The following is a 20903-nucleotide window of genomic DNA, read 5'->3' as shown; positions in this document are numbered from 1 at the left end:
AGTGCTAGCGCTTTCGTTACTGGTGCTGCGAAATCCATCGAGCGATGGTCGAGTCGAAGACCTCGGGATCGACGTTGTACTCGGTGTTGTGAGCGGTAGCCGCCGTCTCGACCATTTCCACAGCGGGCGCGTTCAGCTTCGCGAACCGCTGGGATACCTCCATCGGGAGGGTCGTGTCGCCGGCGGAGTGGAACAGGAGGATCGGGCAGCCCAGCGCCGCGGCGCGGGGCTCGCGCACCCAGTCGAGCGCATCGAAGTCGACAGGCTCAGGGAGGCCGACGAGACGGCTCGCGAGCTTGCTGCGCAAGCCGACGAGGCCGAGGATCGCGACCTGACGAGGCAACCCCATCTCCACAGCGCCCTGCTCGATCGCCGTCTTCCAGTTCAGCGCCGGTCCAACGAGGACGAGGCCCGAGAGCAGGTCGCGGCGGCTCGTGCGCTCTGCAGCCAGCAGCGCCACGCCACCGCCGAGGGACCAGCCGATTAGGACGATCTTCTTCGCGCCATGGGCGGCTGCGTAGTCGATCGCCGCGGCTACGTCGGCCCACTCGCGCTGACCGAGCATCGAGGCGCTGTGAGGAACCGCCGGCCCGTCTCCATCGCCACGGAAGGAGACCACCAGGGACGTGTAGCCGAGCGCGGTCATCGCGGGGACGCTGCGGAGCGCGTGGATGCGCTTGGTGCGGATGCCGTGCACGTGGATCGCCCACGTGCACTCGGCGTTCTCGTCCGGTCCGAACTGCCACGCTGGGCAGTCCCCCAGGGGGCCCGGGACGAGGACCTCCACGAAGTCGGGGTCGACCGCTTCCGGCCCGGCGAAGACGTCGCCCTCGCAGATGACGGCCTTCTCCCCGGCGAAGCTCGCTCCCCAGGTCGACTCGATACGCCGGGTGGTCGCACCTGTCACCGGGTCGGTGTGGATCGGTCGGCTGAGCGTCGCGTGTCCGGTCCGGTCGGTGCGAAAGACCCCGAGGATGCCCGGGGAGACGGTCTTGCCGTCGACGGCAAGGGTCATCGTCTTCCCGTCCTGGCGGAGGATCGGGATCTCAGGCGGGTCGACGGGAAGAACGACCTGCCGAGCGGCGAAGATCGAGCCGACGACGCCAGCGACGGCGAGGCCTCCTGCTGCGGCTGCTCCGACGATCATCTTGTTCATTTGTTCCATCCCATACCTGCTGCTAGCAATTCGCCGTCGATCAAGCGCTCTGCCCGATAAACGGCATTATTTTCGGTGTCATTCAGTTTCATCGCACCGACCATAACGGCATCAGTGACTCGAACTTGAAGCGTCATCAAGCGGACAAGCTTCTTCTCGCTGTCGGTGCCTTCTCTTACGAAGGACACCGGTGGGGCGGAAATCTCCCGCGCTGTCAACATTCCGACGAGATTTCGCGAGCACAGATCGACCGCGACGTCACGAATTGTGCGCCGAAGCGGGAAGCTGCACAGGCCAGCCGTGAACAACAGCGTTCCACCAAAGAATCCCGGCGTGAATACCAAGTAGAGACTGTCTGTCACCAGTGTCGAGTTGGGTGCTGTACGCGCGACGATCATTCCTGTGATTTCACTGACGGAGGCTGTGATGATGAGCCCTCCGCCGACCGTAAAGGGCCAGGAGGCGAGGCGCGGGTACTTCCGGATCTTGAGGATCAGTCTCACGAAAAGAACGATGAGCCCGAGGAAGTAGATGCCGCTGCACAGGATCATCGGGAGCTGTTCGACCGTCTCGTGTGAGAACTTCGGTGACGTCTCCGGACGGTCGATGGCCGCGAAGGCCGCCACATAAGCGCCGATCCAGACGACGAGGAGCCCAAGCGAACGCCAACGCACACGACCGACGTCAGTGACGGCCTCGACCAGTAGCCACAACGCCGTGCCGGCGGCGACGATCATCACGCAGTAGTAGATGTTCGTCCCGCCCAGCAGCCCGTCAGCCTCCTCGAGGGGCAGCCAGGGCCAAGCGCCGAGTGCAAGTAGGGCGACAGACCCGAATCCCGCGGCGACCCACGGCCGCGTCGGCGGCCGCCGGCGCAAAATTATCGCGACGAACCAGCCAAGGAAGTAAGGGACAACGGCGAGGAAAGTGGCGGTGAAGAAGAAGCTTTCGATCGGGCTCACCTAGCCGAACCTCCGCTCTCCTGTCCGGTACCGCGGGTGCATCACCAGCGACACCATCAGGCGGGCGAACTCCTCCGCCTCGCCCTCGATGACGCGGCGAGCCGGAGTGACTTCTTCCCCGTCGAACACGAACTGCTTCGCGTGACGGACGGCGCTGTCGCCGGTCGTGACGCCCATGGACTCGAAGTTCAAAGTGTCGGGAAGCTGCACTTCGCTCGGAGGATGACCGAGGAGAATGTGCGCCAGCTCGTGGAACACATTAAACATCCGATAATATGCTTTTTTTGTCGCTGCGGATAAGAATCTTATATTTGCTCGGCATCAACACGTTTATTGTGACCGTCAGCGTTAGTGCAAGGTAGTTCTCCCAGGACTCGTCACCGCCCTGATACACCTCGATTTCGGCGCCGAGGACTTCCTCGGCCCGCTCAATAATCGCTTCTTCGGTCGACAGTTCTCCCGGGTACTCTTCGGTGAAGATGTCAGCGAAGGCGCGCTCGGCGGTCTGGCGAATCTCGTTATTCACGAGCCACGGGTCGTTCATGAATTTCCCTTCCAGATCGCAGTAGCTACTTGCGCAAAGCGCGGATGGAAGCGGCGATACCGCGGATGGCGGCCGGCGACAGGCTCCCTCCGAGAGACCGAGCGGCCAGAGTCTCAACGCCCTTCGACGCGAGCGCCCGACGCAGCTCGAGGTCCGCTTCGATCATGGCTGTGTCTTCAGACGTGACTAGCTCGGTCAAAAACGCCTCAGGGACTTCAAAATGAGATGCCAGACGGGTGAGCTCGCTTTGTGTCACGCCGAAGTGCGATGTTGCGCCCAGCATCTCGATGATTCGCGGCACTGGGATCCCTGCGACATCATCGTTCGTACCCGCTGGCAAGAGGACGCTTAGGCGCCTAGCGAACTCGGCGCCGTTCGTGAGGACGACCATCTCATCGATCTCTTCAGCGGGTGCACCAAAATCGTCCGCGATCGTGAAGATGTGGGCGACTCTCACACCCAGGACGCGAGCGATGCGCTCGAGGTCGTTGGTGTCGAACATCGCGTCGCCGCGCATGCGGGCGTAGAAGTAGGTCAACGTCATGTCGGTGCGCGCCGCGAAGTCCACGTTGGAGAGGCCCGCCTTGCCCATCAGAGCCTTGATCGCGGCGTGAACGCGCATCGAGTACTCGGACGCGCCGTTACCAGTTCTCGCAGCCATGCTGTCCACGGTAGCCCTCCGTCCGAGAGGACTGTTACTTTCGACAGCCCCCTTCCGGCTTCGGAGGCGGCGCCGGCGCTACGGAGGGAGAGCACGTGCACGACTCTCTTGCTCCGGTGCTGAACCTCGTCCGCCAACGAGGAGGGTCCGCGCAGCTCGTCGTCCTCCGCGACGACGAGGTCCTGGTCGACCACGCCCAGGGGCACGGACCCGATGGCCTCTTCTGGTCATGGTCCGTCAGCAAGCCGTACCTGAGCATCTTGGTGCACCAGCTGGCCGCGGCCTCGGTCCTCGACCTCGATGCTGCCGTGTCCTACTACTGGCCCGAGTTCGCCCGTCACGGAAAGGGCTCTATCACTCTCCGGCAGGTGCTTCACCACCGGGCCGGCTTCTCGACGTCGCGAGGGCTGCTCGGTGACGCGCTCGCGATGACCGACTGGCGTCGCTCCATCCGCAACATCGAAAACGCCCACCTATCGACGGTGCCTGGCGCTGTGCCCTCCTATCAAGTCTTCACCTACGGCTTCATCCTCGGTGAGGTGATCGAGCGCGCGACCCGGAGGCGGCTGCGGCCGCTGATGGATGAGTGGCTGCTCACCCCGCTCGGCGCGACCAACACGATGCTGGGCGTCACTGAACACGCCTTCTCCCGATGCGTGCCCATCCGTAGCTCGGTACCGCTGGCGACGACGGCATTGAACAGCCGCTCCGTCCGCATGGCCGTGATTCCCAGCGCCGGCGTCTCCACGACCGCCCGAGACGTCGCCCGGCTCTACGAGATGCTGCTCAACGACGGACGCGGCCGCGACGGCGCGCAGGTTGTCCCACCCGAGATCCTCCTGCAGGCAACCGCCGCGAGCTCCACCGAAGCTGACGTCGACGGATTCGCACGCACCCCTATTCTCTGGGCGAATGGCTTCCAGCTCGGCGGACGCACCCCGAACCTGTACCCGCCGCTCGGATCCGTCGCCGGACCGCGAGCCTTCGGTCACAACGGATCCAACGTCTGCGTCGCCTGGGCTGACCCGGACAGTCGACTCATCGTCGCCTACCTCACCAACAGAGTCACCTCGGACGGCGCTCGGCACATGACGGCGGTGTCGAACGCCATCGCCAGCATCGGGCTCACCTTTCGAAATGACTGTTAACAATTCTTGCGTAGTATCGTTTACGTTAGGCGAGGCGCGGATGAAGCTGCGCCGCAACTTCGTTACGACGAAGTCCGTCCAGGCGAAGGGAGATGACCATGCTGGTGACCCTCTTGGCGATGGGCGACTCGAAGATCACCGCAGGAGCGCCGATGCGGCGCGCGGACTTGGCGACACACCGTCGACCTAACGTTTCCGTTAACGGAACCGCAGGATGATTTCGCTCATGGCTAGACCGAGCAAGGGACAGCGAGTCCCCATCATGGCGAAACCCGCAGTGCCTCTTGCCGAGGTCATCAAGGCCAACGCGACAGCCGCTGGGCTGAGCTACGGCGAGTACATCACCGCTCTAGCGGCCGAGTCCCTCGGCATGCCCGAGTACGCACCCCGCCCTCGCCGCGACCTCCGCAACGAGCTGCCCATCCCACAGGAGGAACGCACGACGGCCGCTTAAACGAAGGAGGCCCGCCGAAGCGGGCCTCACCAAGTTTCGTAGCCCGCTCCCCCATTGCTGCCAGGCTCCCGGGGTTCGAGCTAATCAAGTCACCAGCCCTCACGGGAGGTTTCTCTATGTCCTGCATCATACCCATGCCCCTGCGCCGATCAACGCCGACCTTCGATGGTCGGCGTGTCGTGGCAGCAACCGACGCCGTTCGAACCTTCGTCGAGGCGCTAGTTGGCGGCGCCGAAATTCCGAGCCGCCGGTTCGTGGACTCGCCGGTCCGCCTCCCTGAGATGTATGCATTCGCTCAGAAGAATGCTCGTATGAGCGCAATCAAGGGTCGTGCAAAGCGAGCGGACAATGCTCCCACCGTGCTGCTTCAGGCGCGCGTCACCCCAGAGGTGCGTGCGGAGGTGCATGCGGCTGCCGCAGCGAGTGGGGTCTCCGTGGCCTACTACCTCGATACGTTCCTGCACCAGCTAGTCCAGGCGAACGGTGCGCTCCCCCGCGTCGCGGCACCGCGACCTCAAGCAGAGGAGCTGCCGATCTCAGCCGCTTAAACGAAGGAGGCCCGCCGAAGCGGGCCTCACCAAGTTTCGTAGCTCAGGATCCCCCATCCGACCAAAGACCGGGATCTCGAGCTAATCAAGTCACCAGCCCTCGCGGGAGGCTTCTCTATGCCCGAAAGAATACATCACGGGCTGGAAGATTCAATGGCGGATCTTTCGGCGCGCCGCAGCGGTGTGCCGTTGGCGACCGACGGCGACGCGTGGTCGTTGTCACGTCGGCTGAGCCCGCGCGATACCGTCCGGACGATGCGCCGCGACGCCTACGGGCGCCTGGGTGAGAACTCCTACCCGGCGGCGTTCCTGGTCTCCCCCGTCGCTCCGAGCACTCCCTGGGCGATCTATCTCGCGGACGACGCCGGCGTTTTCCGGCTGCTCTGCTTCGACTTCGACGGCAAGGACTCGCACGGCGTCGACTCCGACCTCATGGAGCAGGCCGCGGACGACTGCGATGCGCTCTCCGCAGTTCTGCACGATCACCAGGTCCCGCACGTCGTCTGCCAGTCCTCGGGCACGGGGGGCCGCCATCTGTGGGTCGCGGTCCGCGGCGGCGCGTCTGCAGCTGATGTTGCACGGCTGGCGGTCGCTGCTCGAGCCAACTTCCGCACCTTGGATCACGGCATGCTGCGTAACCCGCGAACGGGAGCCGCGCGCCCGCCCCTGTCCCCGCACCGCGACGGCAGCGCGTCGACGCTGCTCCGCGGGCAAGCAGAGGATCTGCTGGACGCGGTGGTAGACGCTGAGTCGCTGCACGCGGTGACACAAGCTCTCGAAGCGAGGCACCCCGCCGTTCGATCGCTTTCGCTCGCCCCTGCCCCTGCCCCTGCCGATGCTGATGCGCAGCACCGCACCCACCGTGGCCTGAGCGCCGCGGGGACCGCCCACATGGCGACCGTCGGCGGTGGCGCGAACCCGTCGTGGACGGCGTTCATGTGCCTGCTCTCTGCCGCGCACGCGGGTTGGACGCTGACCGACGTGGAGCACGCCGCCCGCACGGCGCCGGGCATGGAGCACTACCGGACCAAGAACACCGGCCGCGGCGGCCGCCGAGCTCGCTCACGTGAGGAAGCGGCCGATCGGCTCGGCCGGCAGTGGGAGAAGGCGTTGCAGTTCGCGGCCCTGCACGCTGTCCTCCCCGGGCAGCGCGAACCCCGCGACCTGACCGAGCTCGAGGGTATCGTGGCGGCCGTCGGCGACCTCCTCGACCGGTTCCGGGTGAATCCCGGCCGGTGGGGCCGCACCGAGCGCGCCACCTCGGAGCGGACGATCCTCACCGCCCTCGCCTACCTCACCCTGCACACCGGCAAGCGCACCGTTGCTGCGTCCGTCCGCGATCTCGCGCTGCTCTCCGGCCTGGGTCGCACCACTGCTGCCAGCGCGCTGCGGACGTTGCGCGAGGACGGCTACGTGCAGCTCATCGCCCGCGCCGATGGCAGCAACGCGAGCGAATGGCGCTTGACCGGCACATTTTCCACAGGGTACGAAACCATCCGGACACAACCACTCAATAACCCCCGCCCCCCCGGACAGCTGTTTTCAGAACGCGCGATCCTCCTCGACCTGATCGAGCACGAACTGACCGACGCACGCCACGACCTCTTCACCCGCGCCGGTCTCGGACACCTCGCCGGGAAGGTCTACGCACTGCTGCGCCGTGAAGCCTCCGTCACCGTCGAGGTCACCGCCCGCCTCCTGGGCGTCGGGTCTCGCACCGCAGCGACGAACCTGTCACGGCTCCGCAGTCATCGCCTCATCGTCAAGCACACCGACGGATGGCGCCGAGCGGCTCGCGATCTCCGGACCGCTGCAGCACGAGCCCTCGGAGTCGACGGTCTGCTGGAGGATCGAGCGCACCGGTACAGCGTCGAGCGCGAGGTCTGGGCCTGGTGGCAAGCCGAACTCGCCCACCGCTCCTCTACACCCAGGGAACGCCCACGACGTCGACACGTCACCAGCCGCCCCCTCTTCGAGAACCCCTCCCCCGGTGAGCGCGTCTGGCCGCTTTACCCCCGCGACGCCGCCGGCCGAGGGGATCACCGCGAAGCACTCCACTGGGGACGCACCGGCATGCTCGCCCCCGGCTCCCTCTGGTGGTCCTCCACCGCCGCCTAACCCGCGACGCCCACCCCTACCCCGACCGTGCTCGACCACTCCCCCACCACCGCGCGGAATCACCGTTCGCAGGATCAGTGTCGGAACCTCCGACTTACACTCGGACTGTATCGAACATACGTTCGAGCATGTGAGGAGGCATCCCGATGAGCGTGACGATCGTTGAGAACATCGCGATCCCGGCACAGGGCGTCGTGACACTCGCGTTCCTCGTCGCCGGTGACGCGGTCGCTGCTGGCTTCCCCTCCCCCGCCCAGGACTACTTCGACGGCTCACTCGACCTCAACAACCACCTCATCCGCGACAAGACGTCCACCTTCATCGTCCGCGTTTCCGGCGAGAGCATGATCGGCGCAGGCATCAGCGACGGCGACGAGCTCGTCGTCGACCGCTCCCTCACACCCAAGCACGGCAACGTCGTCATCGCGATCCTCGACGGCGAACTCACCGTCAAACGCCTCGAGCTCACCGTCAGCGGCGTGATCCTCCGCGCCGAGAACCCCGACTACCCGCCGATCCTCGTCCCGGAGCTCAGCGACCTCCAAGTGTGGGGCGTCGTCACCGTCTGCCTGCACCACCTCCACCGTGCGCTCTGAACAGCGCATCGGCCTGGTCGACGTCAACTCCTTCTACGTCTCCTGCGAGCGGCTCTTCGACCCGAAACTCCACGGCCGACCCGTCGTCGTCCTCTCGAACAACGACGGCTGCGTCGTCGCCCGCTCCGACGAGGCGAAACAGCTCGGCATCGAGAACGGCACACCCTGGTTCAAGATCGAACCCCTCATCCGCGCCCGCCGCCTCCCGGAGATCATCGCCCGCTCCAGCAACTACGAGCTGTACGGCGAGCTGTCCGCCCGCGTGATGGAACTCCTCGGCCGCTACTCCGCCTGGCAAGAGGTGTACTCGATCGACGAATCCTTCCTCGGCGTCAACGGAGACGTCGCCGAGCGGGCGAAGATCGGCCGCGCGATGCGCTCCGCCGTCACCAAGAACATCGGCCTGCCCGTCTGCGTCGGATTCGGGCCGAGCAAGACCCTCGCGAAGTTCGTCAACAAGGGCGGCGCGAAAAGGCACCCGCGTCTCGGCGGAGTCTGCGACACCGACTGGTACACCCCCGAGCAGCTCGACGCACTCATGGCCTCCCAGCACGTCACCGAGCTATGGGGTGTCGCCGGCCGCACCGGCAAGCGACTCGCGGAACTGAGCATTCACACGATCCGCGACCTGCGCGACGCAGACCCCGCCCTCATCCGGAAGAAGTTCTCCGTCGTCCTGCAGCGCTCCGTGTACGAGCTGCGCGGCATCGACTGCATCCCCTCGAGGCCGCCCGCACAGTCCGCGACCAGCTGATCTTCTCCCGCTCCTTCGCCACACCCGTCACGACGATCGCGGACATGGAGCAGGTGCTGTCCGTCTACGCGCAACGCGCCGCACACCGACTCCGCGCGCAGGGCTCCGTCACCAAAACCATGAGCGTCTTCGCGTCAACATCTCCCTTCGTCAACGCGCCCTACGAATCCGCCGGCGGACTCGCCGGCTTCCCCGTCCCGACCGACGACCCCGTAGCGATCGTCAAGGCCGCGATCGGCACGTTAGGACCTCGACTCCGCGAAGGAGCCCGTTACGTGCGAGCCGGCGTGATCCTCACCAACCTCTCCCCCAAAGGCTCCCACGTTTACCTCGACTTCTTCGATCCGGTCTTCGACGTCAAAAACCTCGGTGCGACCATCGACGCGGTGACCAAGCGACATGGACGCGCGTCGATTGGGCTGGGCCGCGCCGGTGTCCGGACAGGGCCGGTGTGGTCGATGAAGCGAGACGCGCTCTCAGCGCGCGCTACAACGCACTGGGATGAGCTTGCAACGGCGCATGCTCGGTGACGCTCGTGTCGTCCCCGCAGTCCGCTCGGGCGACCGACCGCCGAAGCAGCAAAGCGGACGGTCGGAGTACGTACGAATACGTCCTGACGTAATTATCGAGCCGCTCGGGATAAATACGGCATGACAGATATATTTATTGCTGTGTTCTGTCCCTGCATCGCTACCGTTGGTGGACCTGGCTGTCCACTGTGCCACCATGCTGCGGACGTGGCAGATAAATACATCATGACGTAAATAATTAATCGAGGTGTCGGTTCTGGAGGTAGATCCACCAGCGGTCTAGCTTAAATAAATACGTCATGACGGAAAGACGTATGTAACGAGCCCTGAGCAGATGTAGGGTTGCGCTTTGGCGGAGCCAATCCAGACCCGATAACCGGACCGCAAGTTTAGAATAAATACGTCATTATGTAAATATTTGTAGCTGATGAGAACGGACCAACAACCCTGGACGCCCACCGTCCGGCGACTCAAGTACGGCTCAACGTGATGAGTCGCAGATTGCACTGACGCCGGGATCTAGCGTCGCGGTCGACACGGTGGCACACGCCGCTCTGTCGAGAATATTTACGTCAAGACGTAAAGACGTACGTGCAGTAAGATTGAAATATGGACGGACAGAAAGGGAGGCGCCGTGGCCATCATCACAGCAGTCGGAAACCGTAAGGGTGGCGTCGGCAAGACGGCTGAGGTTCTCGGTGTCGCGACAGGGCTCATGCTCATGCGTCGGAAGGTGCTGGTGATCGATCTCGATCCTCAGGCCGACGCGTCGACGGCGCTCGAGGCGGAAGGTGACCTCGATGTGTTCGATGTGCTCTACGGGGGAGTGACCGGCTCGATCGGCGAGGCGATCACGAAGTCCTCGTGGACGGGCATCGACGTGGTGCGCAGCTCGGAAGCGCTGTTCCGCATGGAGACCGAGTCGCTCATGGGCGCCGAGGTGCGGCTGAAGACGGTCATGTGGGAATCTCCCGAGCTCGCGGAGTACGACCACATCCTCATCGACCTTCCGCCCGCGCTCGGGCGGCTGACGGTGAACGGGCTGCTGGCTGCGACTCAGGTGCTCGTGGTCACGGAGCCGACGTCGTTCGCGGTCCGCGGAGTGGGGGAGTTCCTCGACACCGTCCGTCAAGTGACGGCGATGCCTCACCTCAATCCGTCGCTGAAGACCGCGGGCATCGTCGTCAACAAGACGTCGAGCCCGCTGACGAGCGAGCATTCGTTCCAACTTGAGGAGCTGCGCGCGGCGTACGGAGATCTCCTCGTGGAGCCGTACTTGCCGACGTGGACGGCCATGCAGGACTCGGCCAGCGCCCGCGTGCCGCTGACCAAGCTGAGCGGCCGTCGGCCGGCGATCCTCACCGAGCGATTCGTCGCGCACGCTCGTCACCTTGAAGGAGTAGCGAAATGAGCAGCATCCAGCGTAAATCTTCGGTCGCAAAGGCTCCGGTCGCGTCCGTCCTCGAGACCCTGTCGCCCGCCCGCCCCTCGGCGGTGGAGACGCCGGTGCCGGCGTCGGTACCGCCCGTCGAAGCGGAGGAGGTGACCGCCCGCCGCCCTGGACCCGGACGCCCTCGGTCCAAGAGACGGATGGAGCCGTTCTCGTCCAAGGTCGAGATCGCACTGCGTGATCGCCTCGACACGTACCTGCAGCAGAACGGCATGACGGTGGTCGACTTCCTTGACGAAGCCATCCGCGATCGGCTTAATAAATAATTACGTCATGGCGTAATTTTCGCGTTCGCTATTCCTCCGCCGCCAAGGGCTCGAGTCGGTGCTCCTAGGACTATCGGATCAGCGGGCGTCGTCAACCTCGAATCACTCCGCCGACCCGATGACCGATCCGTGGTCCGCCATCCACTCTTGCACGGGATCGCCGGTGGCCTGGTGGGCTGGCCTCTCTGAGCGGAAGACATCGACGAACCACAACAAGCGGGATCTACCTGCCGAGAGGTAGTTATGGCAGCCAAAAATGTCACCTCAACCCAGACGTTTCATACCATCGATAATTGCGATTACCGCTACTAGGCTGAGATGAGCGCTCGGCGATGATCGGGCCGGTTTCAAGGGCGAGGAGGCGGGCGTGAAACTCGAGGATCAGCTCGACGGACCCTTCGAGGACCTGTTGGCCGCACCGCTGGATCTCGAGGCGATCGCGCTCGAAGTCCACGAGGTGCGCACGGCCGAGTGGTTCGACGCGGAGCAGGTCCCGTCCTGGGGTGTGTTGCTGCGAGTGACGGCGCTCCTGCGCAGTCCGGTGCCGCGTCTAGTTGATCGCGTCCGGCTGCTGGAGCAGGTCGCCGACGGGCGCGTGCCGCACCGCAATCGGGGCGCGTGTCCGCAGGGTGCCGCTGATGCGGCTGCCCGCGATAGTGTGTGCCGGGCTTGCCAGATCCTCGGCGCACCTCGGGCGTCCTGATGCGTGAGTTCGAGGACGGTCCCGGACGGGATATCGCCGCATCGGTGTCGACTCTCGTCCCGGTGTCGCCCGCGGTCGTGCAGCTGGGGGAGGCGTCGATCGCCGGAAATACCCGACGCGCCTACCAAGGGGACCTGCGTTCGTTTGTGGCCTGGTGTTCAGCGGCGGGGCGGCCGCATCTGCCGGCGTCGCCGGAGACGGTGGCTGAGTACCTCGCCGATCGCGCCGGGATCCTGAACACGGCGGGGGAGTGGCGCTATGCCCCGTCGACGCTTGCGCGCGCTCTGGCTGCGATCAATGCCGCCCACGCGGAGCAGAACCTGCCTCTCCCCGGACACAGCGCTCTCGTTACGCGGACTCTGCAGGGCATCCGCCGCGACCGCCAACGCCCTACCCGGCAAGCGGACCCCCTGCTGCTCAGCGATATCCAAGCGGTCCTGGACCGCATCGACGTCACCGTTTGGCCCGATGGGGTCACGGGGGTGCGGGACCGGCTGCTGATCTTGCTTGGCTGGGCGGGTGCGTTCCGGCGCAGTGAGCTCACCGAGCTGCGCCTGGAGGATGTCGTGCGGCATCGGCAGGACGGCCTGCATGTGCGGGTGCGGCGCTCGAAGACCGACCAGGTCGGAAAGGGCCTGGTCAAAGCGGTCCCGTACGGGCGGGAACCGCTCACCTGTGGGCCCTGCGCGTGGATGCGGTGGCTGCGAATCCTGGCAGCAGCGGGGGAGGGGCGCAGCGCCGTCATGCGGGTGCTGTTCACCGATGACCCGGCGGCGCACGTCTGCCGCAGTACCCTCCCAACCCTGCCAGGGCAGGCTCCGTTGCTGCGAAGGATGCACAAGAGCGGCCTGCCCACCGAGAACCCGTTGGCCGCGCAGTCGGTGAACTTGATCGTCAAACGTCGCGTCACCGCGGTCGGGTTCGATCCGGTCCGGTACAGCGCGCACTCGTTGCGCGCCGGGTTCGTCACCGAGGCCTTGCGTCAGGGGGCGACGACGCATGCGGTGATGCGTCAGACCGGGCACCGCTCAGCGGCGACCGTGGAGATCTACGCACGCGAACGCGACCCCCTCACCGGCAACGCCGTCACCACCCTCGGCCTATGACCACCCACCGCCAGCTCGCGACCATGAACGACGTTCTCGAGCAGCTTCCCGCCTCGTACCGACCGCACTGGCGGCTCTTTGCGGACTGGTGCGCCGCCGTGGACGTGCCGGCAGTTCCGGCAACTTTGACGCAGTTGGGTCGGTTCTTCGCCGCGGTTCCTGCAGCACCCTCCACCGCGACCGCACGGGTGAGCGCCCTTCGCGCTGGTCACTCCCTCCTTGGCGCGCCTTTCCCGGTCGCGCCGACCGAACCTGCCAGACCCGTCCGGGTCGGCGCCGGCTGGGTCAGCGCCACCGACGCGCTGCGAGCGCTTCCGGTCACGCGGTACCCGGCGGGGCTGGTGGGCCGCCGCGACGGGTTCCTGCTTCTGCTCCTGGATCAACTTCACCGGACCCGACACTCGGCCCGCACCGTCACCGAGGCCGACATCACACTGACGCCCGTGCTCACCATCACGGGCATCGTGATTCCTCGGGCGGATGAGTCGGCGGCATGCTGGCGATGCGTGACTACCCGGTGGCTGCGCGTTCTGGGGCCGGCGGCGCTGGGATTCCGCTACACCGTCCACGAGATCCTCGACCCCACCCTTCACCGCGATGACGAGCACGATTGCGCCACTGCTCTGTCTGAAGACTGGAGAGCAGCACCGACTCTGCTCCCCGCCATCGACCAGCACGGATGGCTCGCCCCACACCAGTCACTCAGCACGAGGGCAATGTCCGCCATCACCGCGCACCGTCAACAAGCTGGGCAACTCCCTACCGAGAACCAACTAGCCATGCGCCGGCGACCCTCCGCGGCGTACTCCTTGCAGGACCTCGCGGACGGGTACGACGACGTCGACGCCCGGCTGGCCGAGCTCGTCCTCCGAATGAGCACACTTCTCGCCGACAACGACGACTTCCGCCGCTCCTGATCACGAGCAGGCACATTCATGCTGACCTCGGGTACTGGAACCAGACAGGGCATACTCGCTAGCGTCGGGATATGAGCAGACTCGTCGTCTCCGTCCTCACCTCCCTCGACGGCTACTACGAGGGACCCGAGCACGACCTCTCGACCCTTCCGTTCGAGGACGCGTTCAACGACCACAACCTCCAGATGCTGAGGCAGGCGGGCACCCTCGTCTATGGGAGCCGCTGGTTCCGGAACAACTGGAACACCTGGAGCGCCCTTGTAGCCGACGATTCTGCGAACGACCGCGACCGCGAAACTGCCCACCTCGTCACCACACTCGACTCCCTCGTCATCAGCGACACCCTCACCCGTGATCCCGACGCTCCCTGGGCCGCCACCACCAGAATCGTCCGGCGAGAGGACGCGGCTATCGAGATCCGTGCACTCAAGGCATCCGGAGACCGCGACCTCCTGATGTTCGGCAGCGGAACGACCTGGAACCCGCTCCTCGAGCAGGGTCTCGTCGACGAGCTGATCGTCCTCGTCGGAGCCGGACTCGTCGGCGGCGGCTCCTCCCTCTATTCCGGATTACCGCACCCCGGCCTCAAGCTCCTCGATGCCACGGCACTCGCCGGGTCCGAGCTCGTGCGGCTCCGCTACGACGTCAGCGGCGCGTGACGGCCGACTACGTCTGGGGCGTCTAGTCCACCGTCGACGGCTACGGTTCCGAAGGACCAGCAGCCACCGGAGCGACGGCACGGCGAGGGCAAGCACGAGCGCCGGCACTGTTCGGCGAGGTCCGTGGCATCGCCGAGTCGGCGGCTTTGCCGGTTGGGTCCGCCTGCAGCGTTGCTGTGAGGGCGCACCAACGCCGATCGGCGCTGAGCCCGGAGGTGCGAAACCGACATCTTGTCCTCGCTTTCGACGCGGAGCAGGATGAGGGGCATGACTGATGGGCATGAGGCGCTGGCCATTTTCGTCGGAGACTGGAGTGCCACGGGAACGGCCTATGGTGCGGACCTTGATGGTGCCGAGTGGCGAAGTGTGCACTCGGCCCGCTGGCACTCGGGCGAGCAGTTCGTCGTGCAGGACGAACGGGCGAACGGCCCGTTTGACACTCTGAGCTTCCTCGGCTGGGACGCGGAGCGAGGCACCTACTTCTCGTGGAGCATCGAGAACCACGGATTTGCTCGGGAGTACCTTGTGACCTGCGACGGTGCGAGCTGGACCTTCACCGGAGCTACCGAACGCGCCACGATCACTTTCAGTGACGATGGCCGCACTCAGAATCACCATTGGGAATTCAAGCCCAACGGCGAGTGGACGACTCTCTGCGATCGAGTCGCCACCCGCGTCGAATAATCCTCGAGCCAATCGTCCGCAGGTTCACTCCCTCGCGCGCCCTCAATCAACTCGCGTCGCGGACGACCTGCTCTGTGGGCAGCACCTATTCGGCAACTCCGATCGAACCGGTCTGGTGCTGAAGCGAAGCGTCACCCCCACCACCGGAGTCGAAATCGCCCAGTACTCGCTCAAGCGTTGAACGCCGCGGCCGAACTCTCGCTGTGGGCTCTTCTGCAAATGCACGTGCGCTGGAGTTTGCCTACGCGCCTTGAACGTGGATACGTCGCAGAGGAGGAGCTAGGGCTAGTTGAGTACGTCGCGGAGTTTGGCGGCGAACGCTTCAGGCTGGCCGGCATAGCCGAATTCGCCGCCCATGAATCCGCCGTGGTGGCTCGGGAAGACGGTGGCTTGCTGGCCGAGTCGGTCGGCCAGAGCGATGGCGGTTCGGCCGGTGTAGACCTTCAAGGATTCCTCTCCGACTGCGATCACGATCCTGGTCGGGGCCGCCTTCAATGCATCAATGTCTGGCTGATAGTGGGGCACAGCCCAGGACCGCTTGGAGAGCAGGGGGTCCTCCCGCGCGCCGTCGTCTTCGGTCGGCAGACCGAACGTGGCCGGGTCCGGTGCGGGCTGGGCGAGGTACTCCTCGGTGATGTCACCTTCCCAGGAGGTCATCGCGATGAACGCGGCCATGCCAGCACCGAAACCTTTGTCCTGGTACACCCGGGTGTAAGCCTCCCGGGCGGCTTGGACGGTTTCTGCATCTGGCAGGACGCAGTCGATCGGAGGTTCGTGCGCGATGAGAGTCGCCACGTCGTGCGGGTACGCCGTGACCAGCGCGAGCGCGCCGACCGCGCCACCGCTGCTGGCGAACAGATCCACCGCGCCGGCGCCGAGAGCTTGAATGAGCGCATGAACGTCCTCAGCTTGGGTGTCCGGCTCGTTAGTGACTCCGCCGTCCTTGCGTTCGCTTCGTCCAAGGCCGCGCGGGTCGTAGGTCACGACGGTGCGGTCATCGAACAGAGCGACCTGCGCGCTGAAGCCACTGGCGTCCATGGGCTGGCCGATCATGACCAGAGGCGGACGCCCGTCCAATGTGGGTAATGGCCCGTGGACGTCATAGACGAGATCGACTTCTGGCAGCTCGAGCGTGTGGCGCGACACTGACGGCCTCCTTCTCGGTGAGACAAGTTGACCGGATGCTACGCCGCGCCAAGGTCCTCCCACCAGCACGGGAAGGGCCAGCCTGTGAACTCATCGCGCCCATCGTCCTGAGAATGAATCTAGTGATGACTGGGCGAGGGGCGAGGCCGTCGACATGCTGAGTGTTGAGCGGCGGCGCCCACGCCTTAAATTGTTGAAGACCATGACGTGCCGGCGCCCTTGTCTTGTCACCGGTGCCGTGCAAGTCGCCCTCCGGATCCCTTCAAATGCTGATCGTGAGGTCGTAGGGGTCTGCGCGCCAGCCGCATCCGGGACCGTTGGGTTCGTCGGTGAGGGTCCAGTCGATCGCGTGCTCCTGCTCGTCAAGAGTGTGGCCGGTGTCGTCGAGGAGGGTCAGTTGCACGGAATGGGATGGTGGTCTCCAAAGTCGTAGGTCCACAGGTCGGAGACGGCGTGAGTGACCCAGTAGGAGCGTCCTGTCGAGGGGGCGGCCTCCTGCGAGTGGTAGGCGCAAATACCGTCGGCGCAGAGCCGCACGTCAGTGACGTTGTCGCGATTCTCGCCGGTCACGGTCACGCGCAGCTCGTTGCGGTAGCCGACTTCGTCGCACCCCATCGCGCAGGACGACAGCATGAGGGATGCGGCGCCGCTTGCCACGACGGCGGCAAAAACGTCGAGGCGACATAGCGTCTCGGCTCGCATGGTCAGGTCGTTGATGTGTCGTGCTTGAGTCGCTGCTTCGCCGCGCGTTCTGTGAGGACGGAAAGGTAGTCCTGCACGGGCCGGTCCAGGAGCTTGCTCAGCTCCTCCCGCACGATGGCCTCGATATCGCTCTCGGAGCGATCAGGGAATTTCTTACGCACGGCGGCGGTCGCATCGCGGACGACCTGGTCAGCATCGAGGTCAGTAGTCATGTGTCCAGGCTGAGCCAGAAAGGTTAACGGCGTTTGAGGAAGTGACCACGTTCTCGTCGTCGGGGAACCGGTGGTGTTGTGTGTAGTGCTGACGGCAACCGTGCGGTCACGACGGTGTCCAGGCCATCGACGGGTAGGGAGGGGTGATGTCTCAGCCGATTGTTCTCATCGCGCGGGTGCGGTCGCGCAAGCCGGCGTTGGGTGTGCGGAACCTTCGGCGTCGTCTGTTGGCAGGGGAACGCCGTCCACGGCCGAAGGGCGGATTCGTGGTCGTCATTCCCGGTCTCGGTCCGGTCGTGGTGACGGAAGATCGCTTTGGGTTGAGCCTGCGGATCGCGCTGTTCTCCGCGGAGGACGCGCCGAAGGCGATGAGTGCGCTCGAGCTGTTCCTTGATCCGGGCGGCCGGGACGAGTTCTCCGTCACCTGGAACGAGTAATCCGTGCGGGATGACCTGTGTTCTGAGCAGTTGAGGTGGTAGCCGCTTCGATCACCGTCGACGACGGCGTCGGTCGAGGACCTGGTGCTCGGGCGCTGCTGTTAGGCGACTTGCTCCGTGTCGTCGACGTCCGCTCTCTCGTCGATGAACGAGGCCGGTTCGGTTGCGCGGATGTGGGAGGCGATGGTGCGCGCGAACGCGATCTCGAGGGTGTTGGAGTCCTGCAGGAGTCGTCGTTCGTCGGTGAAGGGGGTGCGCGCTTCGGCGCGGAACACGGGCGGAACTTGGCCGGGATTGAGGAGAGTGATGATTCCGGCGATGGAGCGGCTGCGCGGTCGTCGGGCGATCCACCGGTTCTGGTGAGTGCGGGTCAGGTGCAGAGTCATCGGTCTCGTCGACCCTTCCGTCCAGGTGGTTCGGCGTCTGAATCGAGTGTGCGGCGTGCACGTTTCGGCGGTGTGAGCAGCAGCCGACGATCTCCCCACCATCAGCACCGCGCAGAGAAGAGGCGCTGGCGTTGACGTGCTTCTCTGATCAGTCGCGGGAAACGCAGCGCCGCCCGAACGTTCGCGATTCTCGAATCCAGTCGATGACGTCTTGGTGAATGGATTGCGGTTCGAGTCCGGGCGGGGAGATCGTAGGTGGGCAGGCTTGATCGTGAGGAGAGCGCAATGTCCGAAGTGCAGCCGTTCCGCATCGATGTGACGCCGGTCGAGGTCGAGGATCTGATCGACCGTCTTCGACGAACGCGTTTCGCCGAGCAGCTCCCCGGCGAGGAGTGGGCCAAGGGAGTGCCTGCGTCGTGGTTGAGGACTGCTGTCCAGGCATGGCAGGAGCAGGACTGGTCGATGACGCAGGATCGTCTCAACGCGTTCCCGCAGATCGTCACGGAGATCGATGGGCAGCGCGTCCACGCGATCCACGTGACATCGAAGCACGACGAGGCGACGCCGTTGCTGCTGCTGCACGGCTGGCCGGGCTCCTTCCTCGAGTTCGTGGACCTGATCGGGCCCCTCGTGAACCCGACCGCGCACGGAGGTGACGCGGCGGACGCCTTCCACGTCGTCATCCCGTCCCTCCCCGGACACGGATTCTCGAGTCCTCTCGCGGGCGAGGGCTGGACCGATCTGCGCATGGGTGACGCGCTCGGCGACCTCATGTTCACGCTCGGCTACGAACGGTTTGCAGTGCAGGGAGGCGACGCCGGCGCGTTCATCGGGCCGCAATGCGCTCGAGCTCACCCGGACGCCGTGATCGGCGTGCACGTGAACGCCCTCGTCAACTTCCCCGGCCCCGACGACAACCCCGACGAACTGACCGAGGCGGAGAAGGAGCGGGTGCAGCGGCAGCAGCACTTCCTCGCCGAGATGAGCGGCTACCGGGAACAACAGCAGACCCGCCCGCAGACCCTCGCGTACGCGCTGACCGATTCGCCAGCCGGTCAACTCGCGTGGATCGCCGAGAAGTTCGCAGAGTGGTCCGACCCGCACCACGTCCTCACCAAGGACCCGGCATTTCTGCCGACGCTGCTCGCTGACGCAAGCATCTACTGGTTCACGGGAACCGCCGGATCCTCCGCGAATCTGTACTGGGAGACGATGCACAATCCGGAAGCATGGACGAAATCGGTCTCGGGTGTGCCGACGGCCGTCCTCGTCTCCCTGACGCAGGACGTGGCCATTCGCCGGTACGCGGAGCGGGAGAACCGGATCGTGCGCTGGACGGAGACCGAGCGCGGCGGACACTTCATGGCTCTGGAAGCGCCCGAGGTGTGGCTGGAGGACGTGCGCGCCTTTTTCCGAAGCTTGCGCTGACCGACTTGGCAGTCGGATCAGGTCTGACCTGACCGTTTTTGCCCCGAACAGACGGAACTCAGCTGGGCTTTAGCCGTCCCAATCGGCCCATCCGGCGATGTCGATGCCGTGGTTGTCGGGTGAGGCGAGGGTCCACCACTTGGGGGCTTCGCTGGCGTCCACGATGCGGCCGCCGGCGGTAACAGCAGCCTGCACGCGCTTTTCGGCCTCGTCGGCGGGCACCGAGACGTCGATGTGGGTGCGTCCTCGGCCCGGGCGCGGGGTGCGCAGCTCGTGGAACCAGAGATGTGGTCCGCGTCGCAACGGGTCGAGAAGGTCTTCTTCCCCGACGCGCTCATAGCCGAAGGCTGCCTCCCAGAACGGTCGCGTATCGATGCCGGCGTCTTGGGCCACGGCGATCCCCACGACCTGCAGCATGCTCGGGTCGGACGTGAGGCCGAGTCGATGCGCGACGACACTGACCGCGGCGGCCAGATCGACGTCAGCGACGCTCAACGCTCCGTCCGGTCGGCTGCAGGTACGCACAGTGACGCCTTCCGCGCGCATATCGATGTCGGGAGCATGATCAAGGCGCTCCGCTACCTCCGCGATGCCAACGACGAAGGCGGCGGCCTCCGCGAAAGAGGTGGTGCGGTAGAAGCAGTGAGCTCCCCAGAACAGCACCCGCCAATCCGCTACTCCTGACGCCGCATGGAAATCGCGCGGTCCGAGAATCACAAGCCGGGAAGTACTTTCATCGGCTGCCATCGTCGCCTCCATTCCTGCGGACGCTGTGCTGAATATCGGGACAAATAGCCACGGCCGAATTGACTCCTAGCCGACGGCCCACGGTTCTTTTCGGGGTGGTCTCGACGACGAGTCAGCCATGGGAAGCGACTCAGCTGTGCGTCGTGTTCCCCCGGATCTCGTCGATGCTGAGCTCCGGCGCACCGCCGGCTGCGGCGGCCGGGTCCATCCAGACGAAGTCCCAGTGGTGGCCGTCCGGGTCGTCGAAGCTCTTCGAGTACATGAAGCCGTGGTCCTGCTCGCCGGCGGGCGTCGCGCCCGCGGCGAGGGCCTTCTCGTGAACGGCGTCGACCTCGTCCTTGCTCTCGGCGCTGAGGGCGAGCTGCACCTCGGTCGAGGTGGTGGCGTCGATGATCGGCTTGCTGGTGAACTCGGCGAAGAACTCCCGCGTGAGCAGCATCGCGGTGATCGTGTCGCTGATCACCACGCTGACGGCGTTCTCGTCGCTGAAGCCCTCGTTGATGGAGTACCCGAGCGATTCGAAGAACGCCCGGGACCGGGCGAGATCGGTGACGGCCAGGTTGACGAAGATCGTGGTGGGCATCGGTGC

Annotated in this window: 27 protein-coding genes; 15 read left to right on the top strand and 12 right to left on the bottom strand. The window is 65.3% G+C overall.

Annotation, left to right across the window (positions count from 1 at the left end; translation table 11 throughout):
- Window positions 1-16: 16 nt before the first annotated feature.
- The 5 genes from C1I63_RS19185 to C1I63_RS19165 all read right to left on the bottom strand — a co-directional run bounded on the left by C1I63_RS19185 (window position 17) and on the right by C1I63_RS19165 (window position 3323).
- A complete protein-coding gene (locus tag C1I63_RS19185) occupies window positions 17-1156 on the bottom strand; it encodes an alpha/beta hydrolase family protein (RefSeq protein WP_159989486.1) in 1140 nt (379 codons plus the stop codon).
- A complete protein-coding gene (locus C1I63_RS19180) occupies window positions 1153-2118 on the bottom strand; it encodes a hypothetical protein (RefSeq protein WP_107576153.1) in 966 nt (321 codons plus the stop codon). The genes C1I63_RS19185 and C1I63_RS19180 overlap by 4 nt, the downstream gene beginning before the upstream one ends.
- Window positions 2119-2295 carry a hypothetical protein gene (locus tag C1I63_RS19895; protein ID WP_159989485.1) on the bottom strand — a complete coding sequence of 59 codons (177 nt, stop codon included), beginning with the start codon at window positions 2293-2295 and terminating at the stop codon, window positions 2119-2121.
- A gap of 82 nt (window positions 2296-2377) precedes the next feature.
- Window positions 2378-2662: a hypothetical protein gene (locus tag C1I63_RS19170; RefSeq protein WP_107576151.1), complete on the bottom strand. Its 285-nt coding sequence runs from the start codon at window positions 2660-2662 to the stop codon at window positions 2378-2380.
- 25 nt (window positions 2663-2687) lie between these two features.
- Window positions 2688-3323 (bottom strand): helix-turn-helix domain-containing protein, encoded by a 636-nt coding sequence (locus C1I63_RS19165; RefSeq protein ID WP_146168510.1) that lies wholly within the window; start codon window positions 3321-3323, stop codon window positions 2688-2690.
- A gap of 116 nt (window positions 3324-3439) precedes the next feature.
- On the opposite strand from C1I63_RS19165, the gene C1I63_RS19160 reads away from it, so the two are divergent.
- From C1I63_RS19160 to C1I63_RS19105, 13 genes are all read left to right on the top strand, one after another.
- On the top strand, window positions 3440-4471 hold the full coding sequence (locus C1I63_RS19160) for a serine hydrolase domain-containing protein (RefSeq protein ID WP_170116444.1): 1032 nt from the start codon (window positions 3440-3442) through the stop codon (window positions 4469-4471).
- Window positions 4472-4733: 262 nt separating this feature from the next.
- Entirely contained in the window at window positions 4734-4925 is a 192-nt protein-coding gene (locus tag C1I63_RS19155; RefSeq protein WP_146168509.1) for a hypothetical protein, read from the top strand.
- Between the two features lie 803 nt (window positions 4926-5728).
- Window positions 5729-7591 (top strand): hypothetical protein, encoded by a 1863-nt coding sequence (locus C1I63_RS19150; RefSeq protein ID WP_146168508.1) that lies wholly within the window; start codon window positions 5729-5731, stop codon window positions 7589-7591.
- A gap of 146 nt (window positions 7592-7737) precedes the next feature.
- A complete protein-coding gene (locus C1I63_RS19145) occupies window positions 7738-8187 on the top strand; it encodes a LexA family protein (RefSeq protein WP_107576146.1) in 450 nt (149 codons plus the stop codon).
- Window positions 8177-8941, top strand: coding sequence for a Y-family DNA polymerase (locus C1I63_RS20405; protein WP_328612396.1), 765 nt, complete (start codon window positions 8177-8179; stop codon window positions 8939-8941). The genes C1I63_RS19145 and C1I63_RS20405 overlap by 11 nt, the downstream gene beginning before the upstream one ends.
- 44 nt (window positions 8942-8985) lie before the next feature.
- Window positions 8986-9471 (top strand): DUF4113 domain-containing protein, encoded by a 486-nt coding sequence (locus C1I63_RS20400; RefSeq protein WP_328612395.1) that lies wholly within the window; start codon window positions 8986-8988, stop codon window positions 9469-9471.
- Window positions 9472-10105: 634 nt separating this feature from the next.
- Entirely contained in the window at window positions 10106-10882 is a 777-nt protein-coding gene (locus tag C1I63_RS19135) for a ParA family protein (protein WP_236553712.1), read from the top strand.
- Window positions 10879-11187 (top strand): hypothetical protein, encoded by a 309-nt coding sequence (locus C1I63_RS19130; protein ID WP_107576145.1) that lies wholly within the window; start codon window positions 10879-10881, stop codon window positions 11185-11187. Before C1I63_RS19135 ends, C1I63_RS19130 begins: the two co-directional genes overlap by 4 nt.
- A gap of 367 nt (window positions 11188-11554) precedes the next feature.
- Window positions 11555-11890, top strand: a complete 336-nt coding sequence (locus tag C1I63_RS19125) for a hypothetical protein (RefSeq protein ID WP_107576144.1) — start codon at window positions 11555-11557, stop codon at window positions 11888-11890.
- Window positions 11890-12996 (top strand): site-specific integrase, encoded by a 1107-nt coding sequence (locus C1I63_RS19120; protein WP_107576143.1) that lies wholly within the window; start codon window positions 11890-11892, stop codon window positions 12994-12996. Before C1I63_RS19125 ends, C1I63_RS19120 begins: the two co-directional genes overlap by 1 nt.
- A complete protein-coding gene (locus C1I63_RS19115) occupies window positions 12993-13913 on the top strand; it encodes a hypothetical protein (protein WP_107576142.1) in 921 nt (306 codons plus the stop codon). Before C1I63_RS19120 ends, C1I63_RS19115 begins: the two co-directional genes overlap by 4 nt.
- Window positions 13914-13984: 71 nt before the next feature.
- On the top strand, window positions 13985-14572 hold the full coding sequence (locus C1I63_RS19110; protein ID WP_107576141.1) for a dihydrofolate reductase family protein: 588 nt from the start codon (window positions 13985-13987) through the stop codon (window positions 14570-14572).
- A 267-nt stretch (window positions 14573-14839) separates the two neighbouring features.
- Window positions 14840-15256 (top strand): DUF1579 family protein, encoded by a 417-nt coding sequence (locus C1I63_RS19105; RefSeq protein WP_159989481.1) that lies wholly within the window; start codon window positions 14840-14842, stop codon window positions 15254-15256.
- 285 nt (window positions 15257-15541) lie between these two features.
- Here C1I63_RS19105 and C1I63_RS19100 read toward each other — a convergent pair whose 3' ends face one another.
- From C1I63_RS19100 to C1I63_RS19090, 4 genes are all read right to left on the bottom strand, one after another.
- Window positions 15542-16402 (bottom strand): alpha/beta fold hydrolase, encoded by an 861-nt coding sequence (locus C1I63_RS19100; protein WP_107576139.1) that lies wholly within the window; start codon window positions 16400-16402, stop codon window positions 15542-15544.
- A gap of 262 nt (window positions 16403-16664) precedes the next feature.
- Entirely contained in the window at window positions 16665-16805 is a 141-nt protein-coding gene (locus tag C1I63_RS19890; protein ID WP_159989480.1) for a hypothetical protein, read from the bottom strand.
- On the bottom strand, window positions 16796-17104 hold the full coding sequence (locus tag C1I63_RS19095; RefSeq protein WP_107576138.1) for a hypothetical protein: 309 nt from the start codon (window positions 17102-17104) through the stop codon (window positions 16796-16798). The genes C1I63_RS19890 and C1I63_RS19095 overlap by 10 nt, the downstream gene beginning before the upstream one ends.
- 2 nt (window positions 17105-17106) lie before the next feature.
- Complete coding sequence (locus tag C1I63_RS19090; protein WP_107576137.1) at window positions 17107-17316, bottom strand: three-helix bundle dimerization domain-containing protein; 210 nt, start codon at window positions 17314-17316, stop codon at window positions 17107-17109.
- Between the two features lie 146 nt (window positions 17317-17462).
- Between C1I63_RS19090 and C1I63_RS19565 the strand changes: the two genes are divergently transcribed.
- On the top strand, window positions 17463-17753 hold the full coding sequence (locus C1I63_RS19565) for a hypothetical protein (protein WP_146168507.1): 291 nt from the start codon (window positions 17463-17465) through the stop codon (window positions 17751-17753).
- Window positions 17754-17854: 101 nt separating this feature from the next.
- On the opposite strand, the gene C1I63_RS19085 is transcribed toward C1I63_RS19565, so the two are convergent.
- Entirely contained in the window at window positions 17855-18139 is a 285-nt protein-coding gene (locus C1I63_RS19085) for a hypothetical protein (protein WP_107576136.1), read from the bottom strand.
- A 255-nt stretch (window positions 18140-18394) separates the two neighbouring features.
- On the opposite strand from C1I63_RS19085, the gene C1I63_RS19080 reads away from it, so the two are divergent.
- A complete protein-coding gene (locus C1I63_RS19080; protein WP_244907282.1) occupies window positions 18395-19567 on the top strand; it encodes an epoxide hydrolase family protein in 1173 nt (390 codons plus the stop codon).
- 69 nt (window positions 19568-19636) lie between these two features.
- Here the strand turns inward: C1I63_RS19080 and C1I63_RS19075 are convergent, their stop codons facing one another.
- Together C1I63_RS19075 and C1I63_RS19070 are read right to left on the bottom strand one after the other, a co-directional pair.
- Window positions 19637-20314 carry a VOC family protein gene (locus tag C1I63_RS19075; RefSeq protein ID WP_159989478.1) on the bottom strand — a complete coding sequence of 226 codons (678 nt, stop codon included), beginning with the start codon at window positions 20312-20314 and terminating at the stop codon, window positions 19637-19639.
- A 130-nt stretch (window positions 20315-20444) separates the two neighbouring features.
- A complete protein-coding gene (locus C1I63_RS19070) occupies window positions 20445-20897 on the bottom strand; it encodes a VOC family protein (RefSeq protein WP_107576133.1) in 453 nt (150 codons plus the stop codon).
- Window positions 20898-20903 lie beyond the last annotated feature (6 nt).

Origin of the sequence: Rathayibacter caricis DSM 15933, assembly GCF_003044275.1 — a bacterium.
In the GTDB taxonomy this organism is placed as follows: Bacteria; Actinomycetota; Actinomycetes; order Actinomycetales; family Microbacteriaceae; genus Rathayibacter; species Rathayibacter caricis.
This window is presented reverse-complemented; position numbering and strand designations above follow the sequence as displayed.

Coding starts and splice junctions, on each gene's coding strand:
- C1I63_RS19145 (WP_107576146.1), top strand. CDS start 7,738: ATGAGCGTGACGATCGTTGAGAACATCGCGATCCCGGCACAGGGCGTC.
- C1I63_RS19130 (WP_107576145.1), top strand. CDS start 10,879: ATGAGCAGCATCCAGCGTAAATCTTCGGTCGCAAAGGCTCCGGTCGCG.
- C1I63_RS19085 (WP_107576136.1), bottom strand. CDS start 18,139: ATGACTCTGCACCTGACCCGCACTCACCAGAACCGGTGGATCGCCCGA.
- C1I63_RS19895 (WP_159989485.1), bottom strand. CDS start 2,295: ATGGGCGTCACGACCGGCGACAGCGCCGTCCGTCACGCGAAGCAGTTC.
- C1I63_RS19120 (WP_107576143.1), top strand. CDS start 11,890: ATGCGTGAGTTCGAGGACGGTCCCGGACGGGATATCGCCGCATCGGTG.
- C1I63_RS19110 (WP_107576141.1), top strand. CDS start 13,985: ATGAGCAGACTCGTCGTCTCCGTCCTCACCTCCCTCGACGGCTACTAC.
- C1I63_RS19185 (WP_159989486.1), bottom strand. CDS start 1,156: ATGAACAAGATGATCGTCGGAGCAGCCGCAGCAGGAGGCCTCGCCGTC.
- C1I63_RS19150 (WP_146168508.1), top strand. CDS start 5,729: ATGCGCCGCGACGCCTACGGGCGCCTGGGTGAGAACTCCTACCCGGCG.
- C1I63_RS19090 (WP_107576137.1), bottom strand. CDS start 17,316: ATGACTACTGACCTCGATGCTGACCAGGTCGTCCGCGATGCGACCGCC.
- C1I63_RS19070 (WP_107576133.1), bottom strand. CDS start 20,897: ATGCCCACCACGATCTTCGTCAACCTGGCCGTCACCGATCTCGCCCGG.
- C1I63_RS19115 (WP_107576142.1), top strand. CDS start 12,993: ATGACCACCCACCGCCAGCTCGCGACCATGAACGACGTTCTCGAGCAG.
- C1I63_RS19075 (WP_159989478.1), bottom strand. CDS start 20,314: ATGGCAGCCGATGAAAGTACTTCCCGGCTTGTGATTCTCGGACCGCGC.
- C1I63_RS19565 (WP_146168507.1), top strand. CDS start 17,463: ATGTCTCAGCCGATTGTTCTCATCGCGCGGGTGCGGTCGCGCAAGCCG.
- C1I63_RS19165 (WP_146168510.1), bottom strand. CDS start 3,323: ATGGCTGCGAGAACTGGTAACGGCGCGTCCGAGTACTCGATGCGCGTT.
- C1I63_RS19155 (WP_146168509.1), top strand. CDS start 4,734: ATGGCGAAACCCGCAGTGCCTCTTGCCGAGGTCATCAAGGCCAACGCG.
- C1I63_RS19170 (WP_107576151.1), bottom strand. CDS start 2,662: ATGAACGACCCGTGGCTCGTGAATAACGAGATTCGCCAGACCGCCGAG.
- C1I63_RS20400 (WP_328612395.1), top strand. CDS start 8,986: ATGGAGCAGGTGCTGTCCGTCTACGCGCAACGCGCCGCACACCGACTC.
- C1I63_RS19105 (WP_159989481.1), top strand. CDS start 14,840: ATGACTGATGGGCATGAGGCGCTGGCCATTTTCGTCGGAGACTGGAGT.
- C1I63_RS19095 (WP_107576138.1), bottom strand. CDS start 17,104: ATGCGAGCCGAGACGCTATGTCGCCTCGACGTTTTTGCCGCCGTCGTG.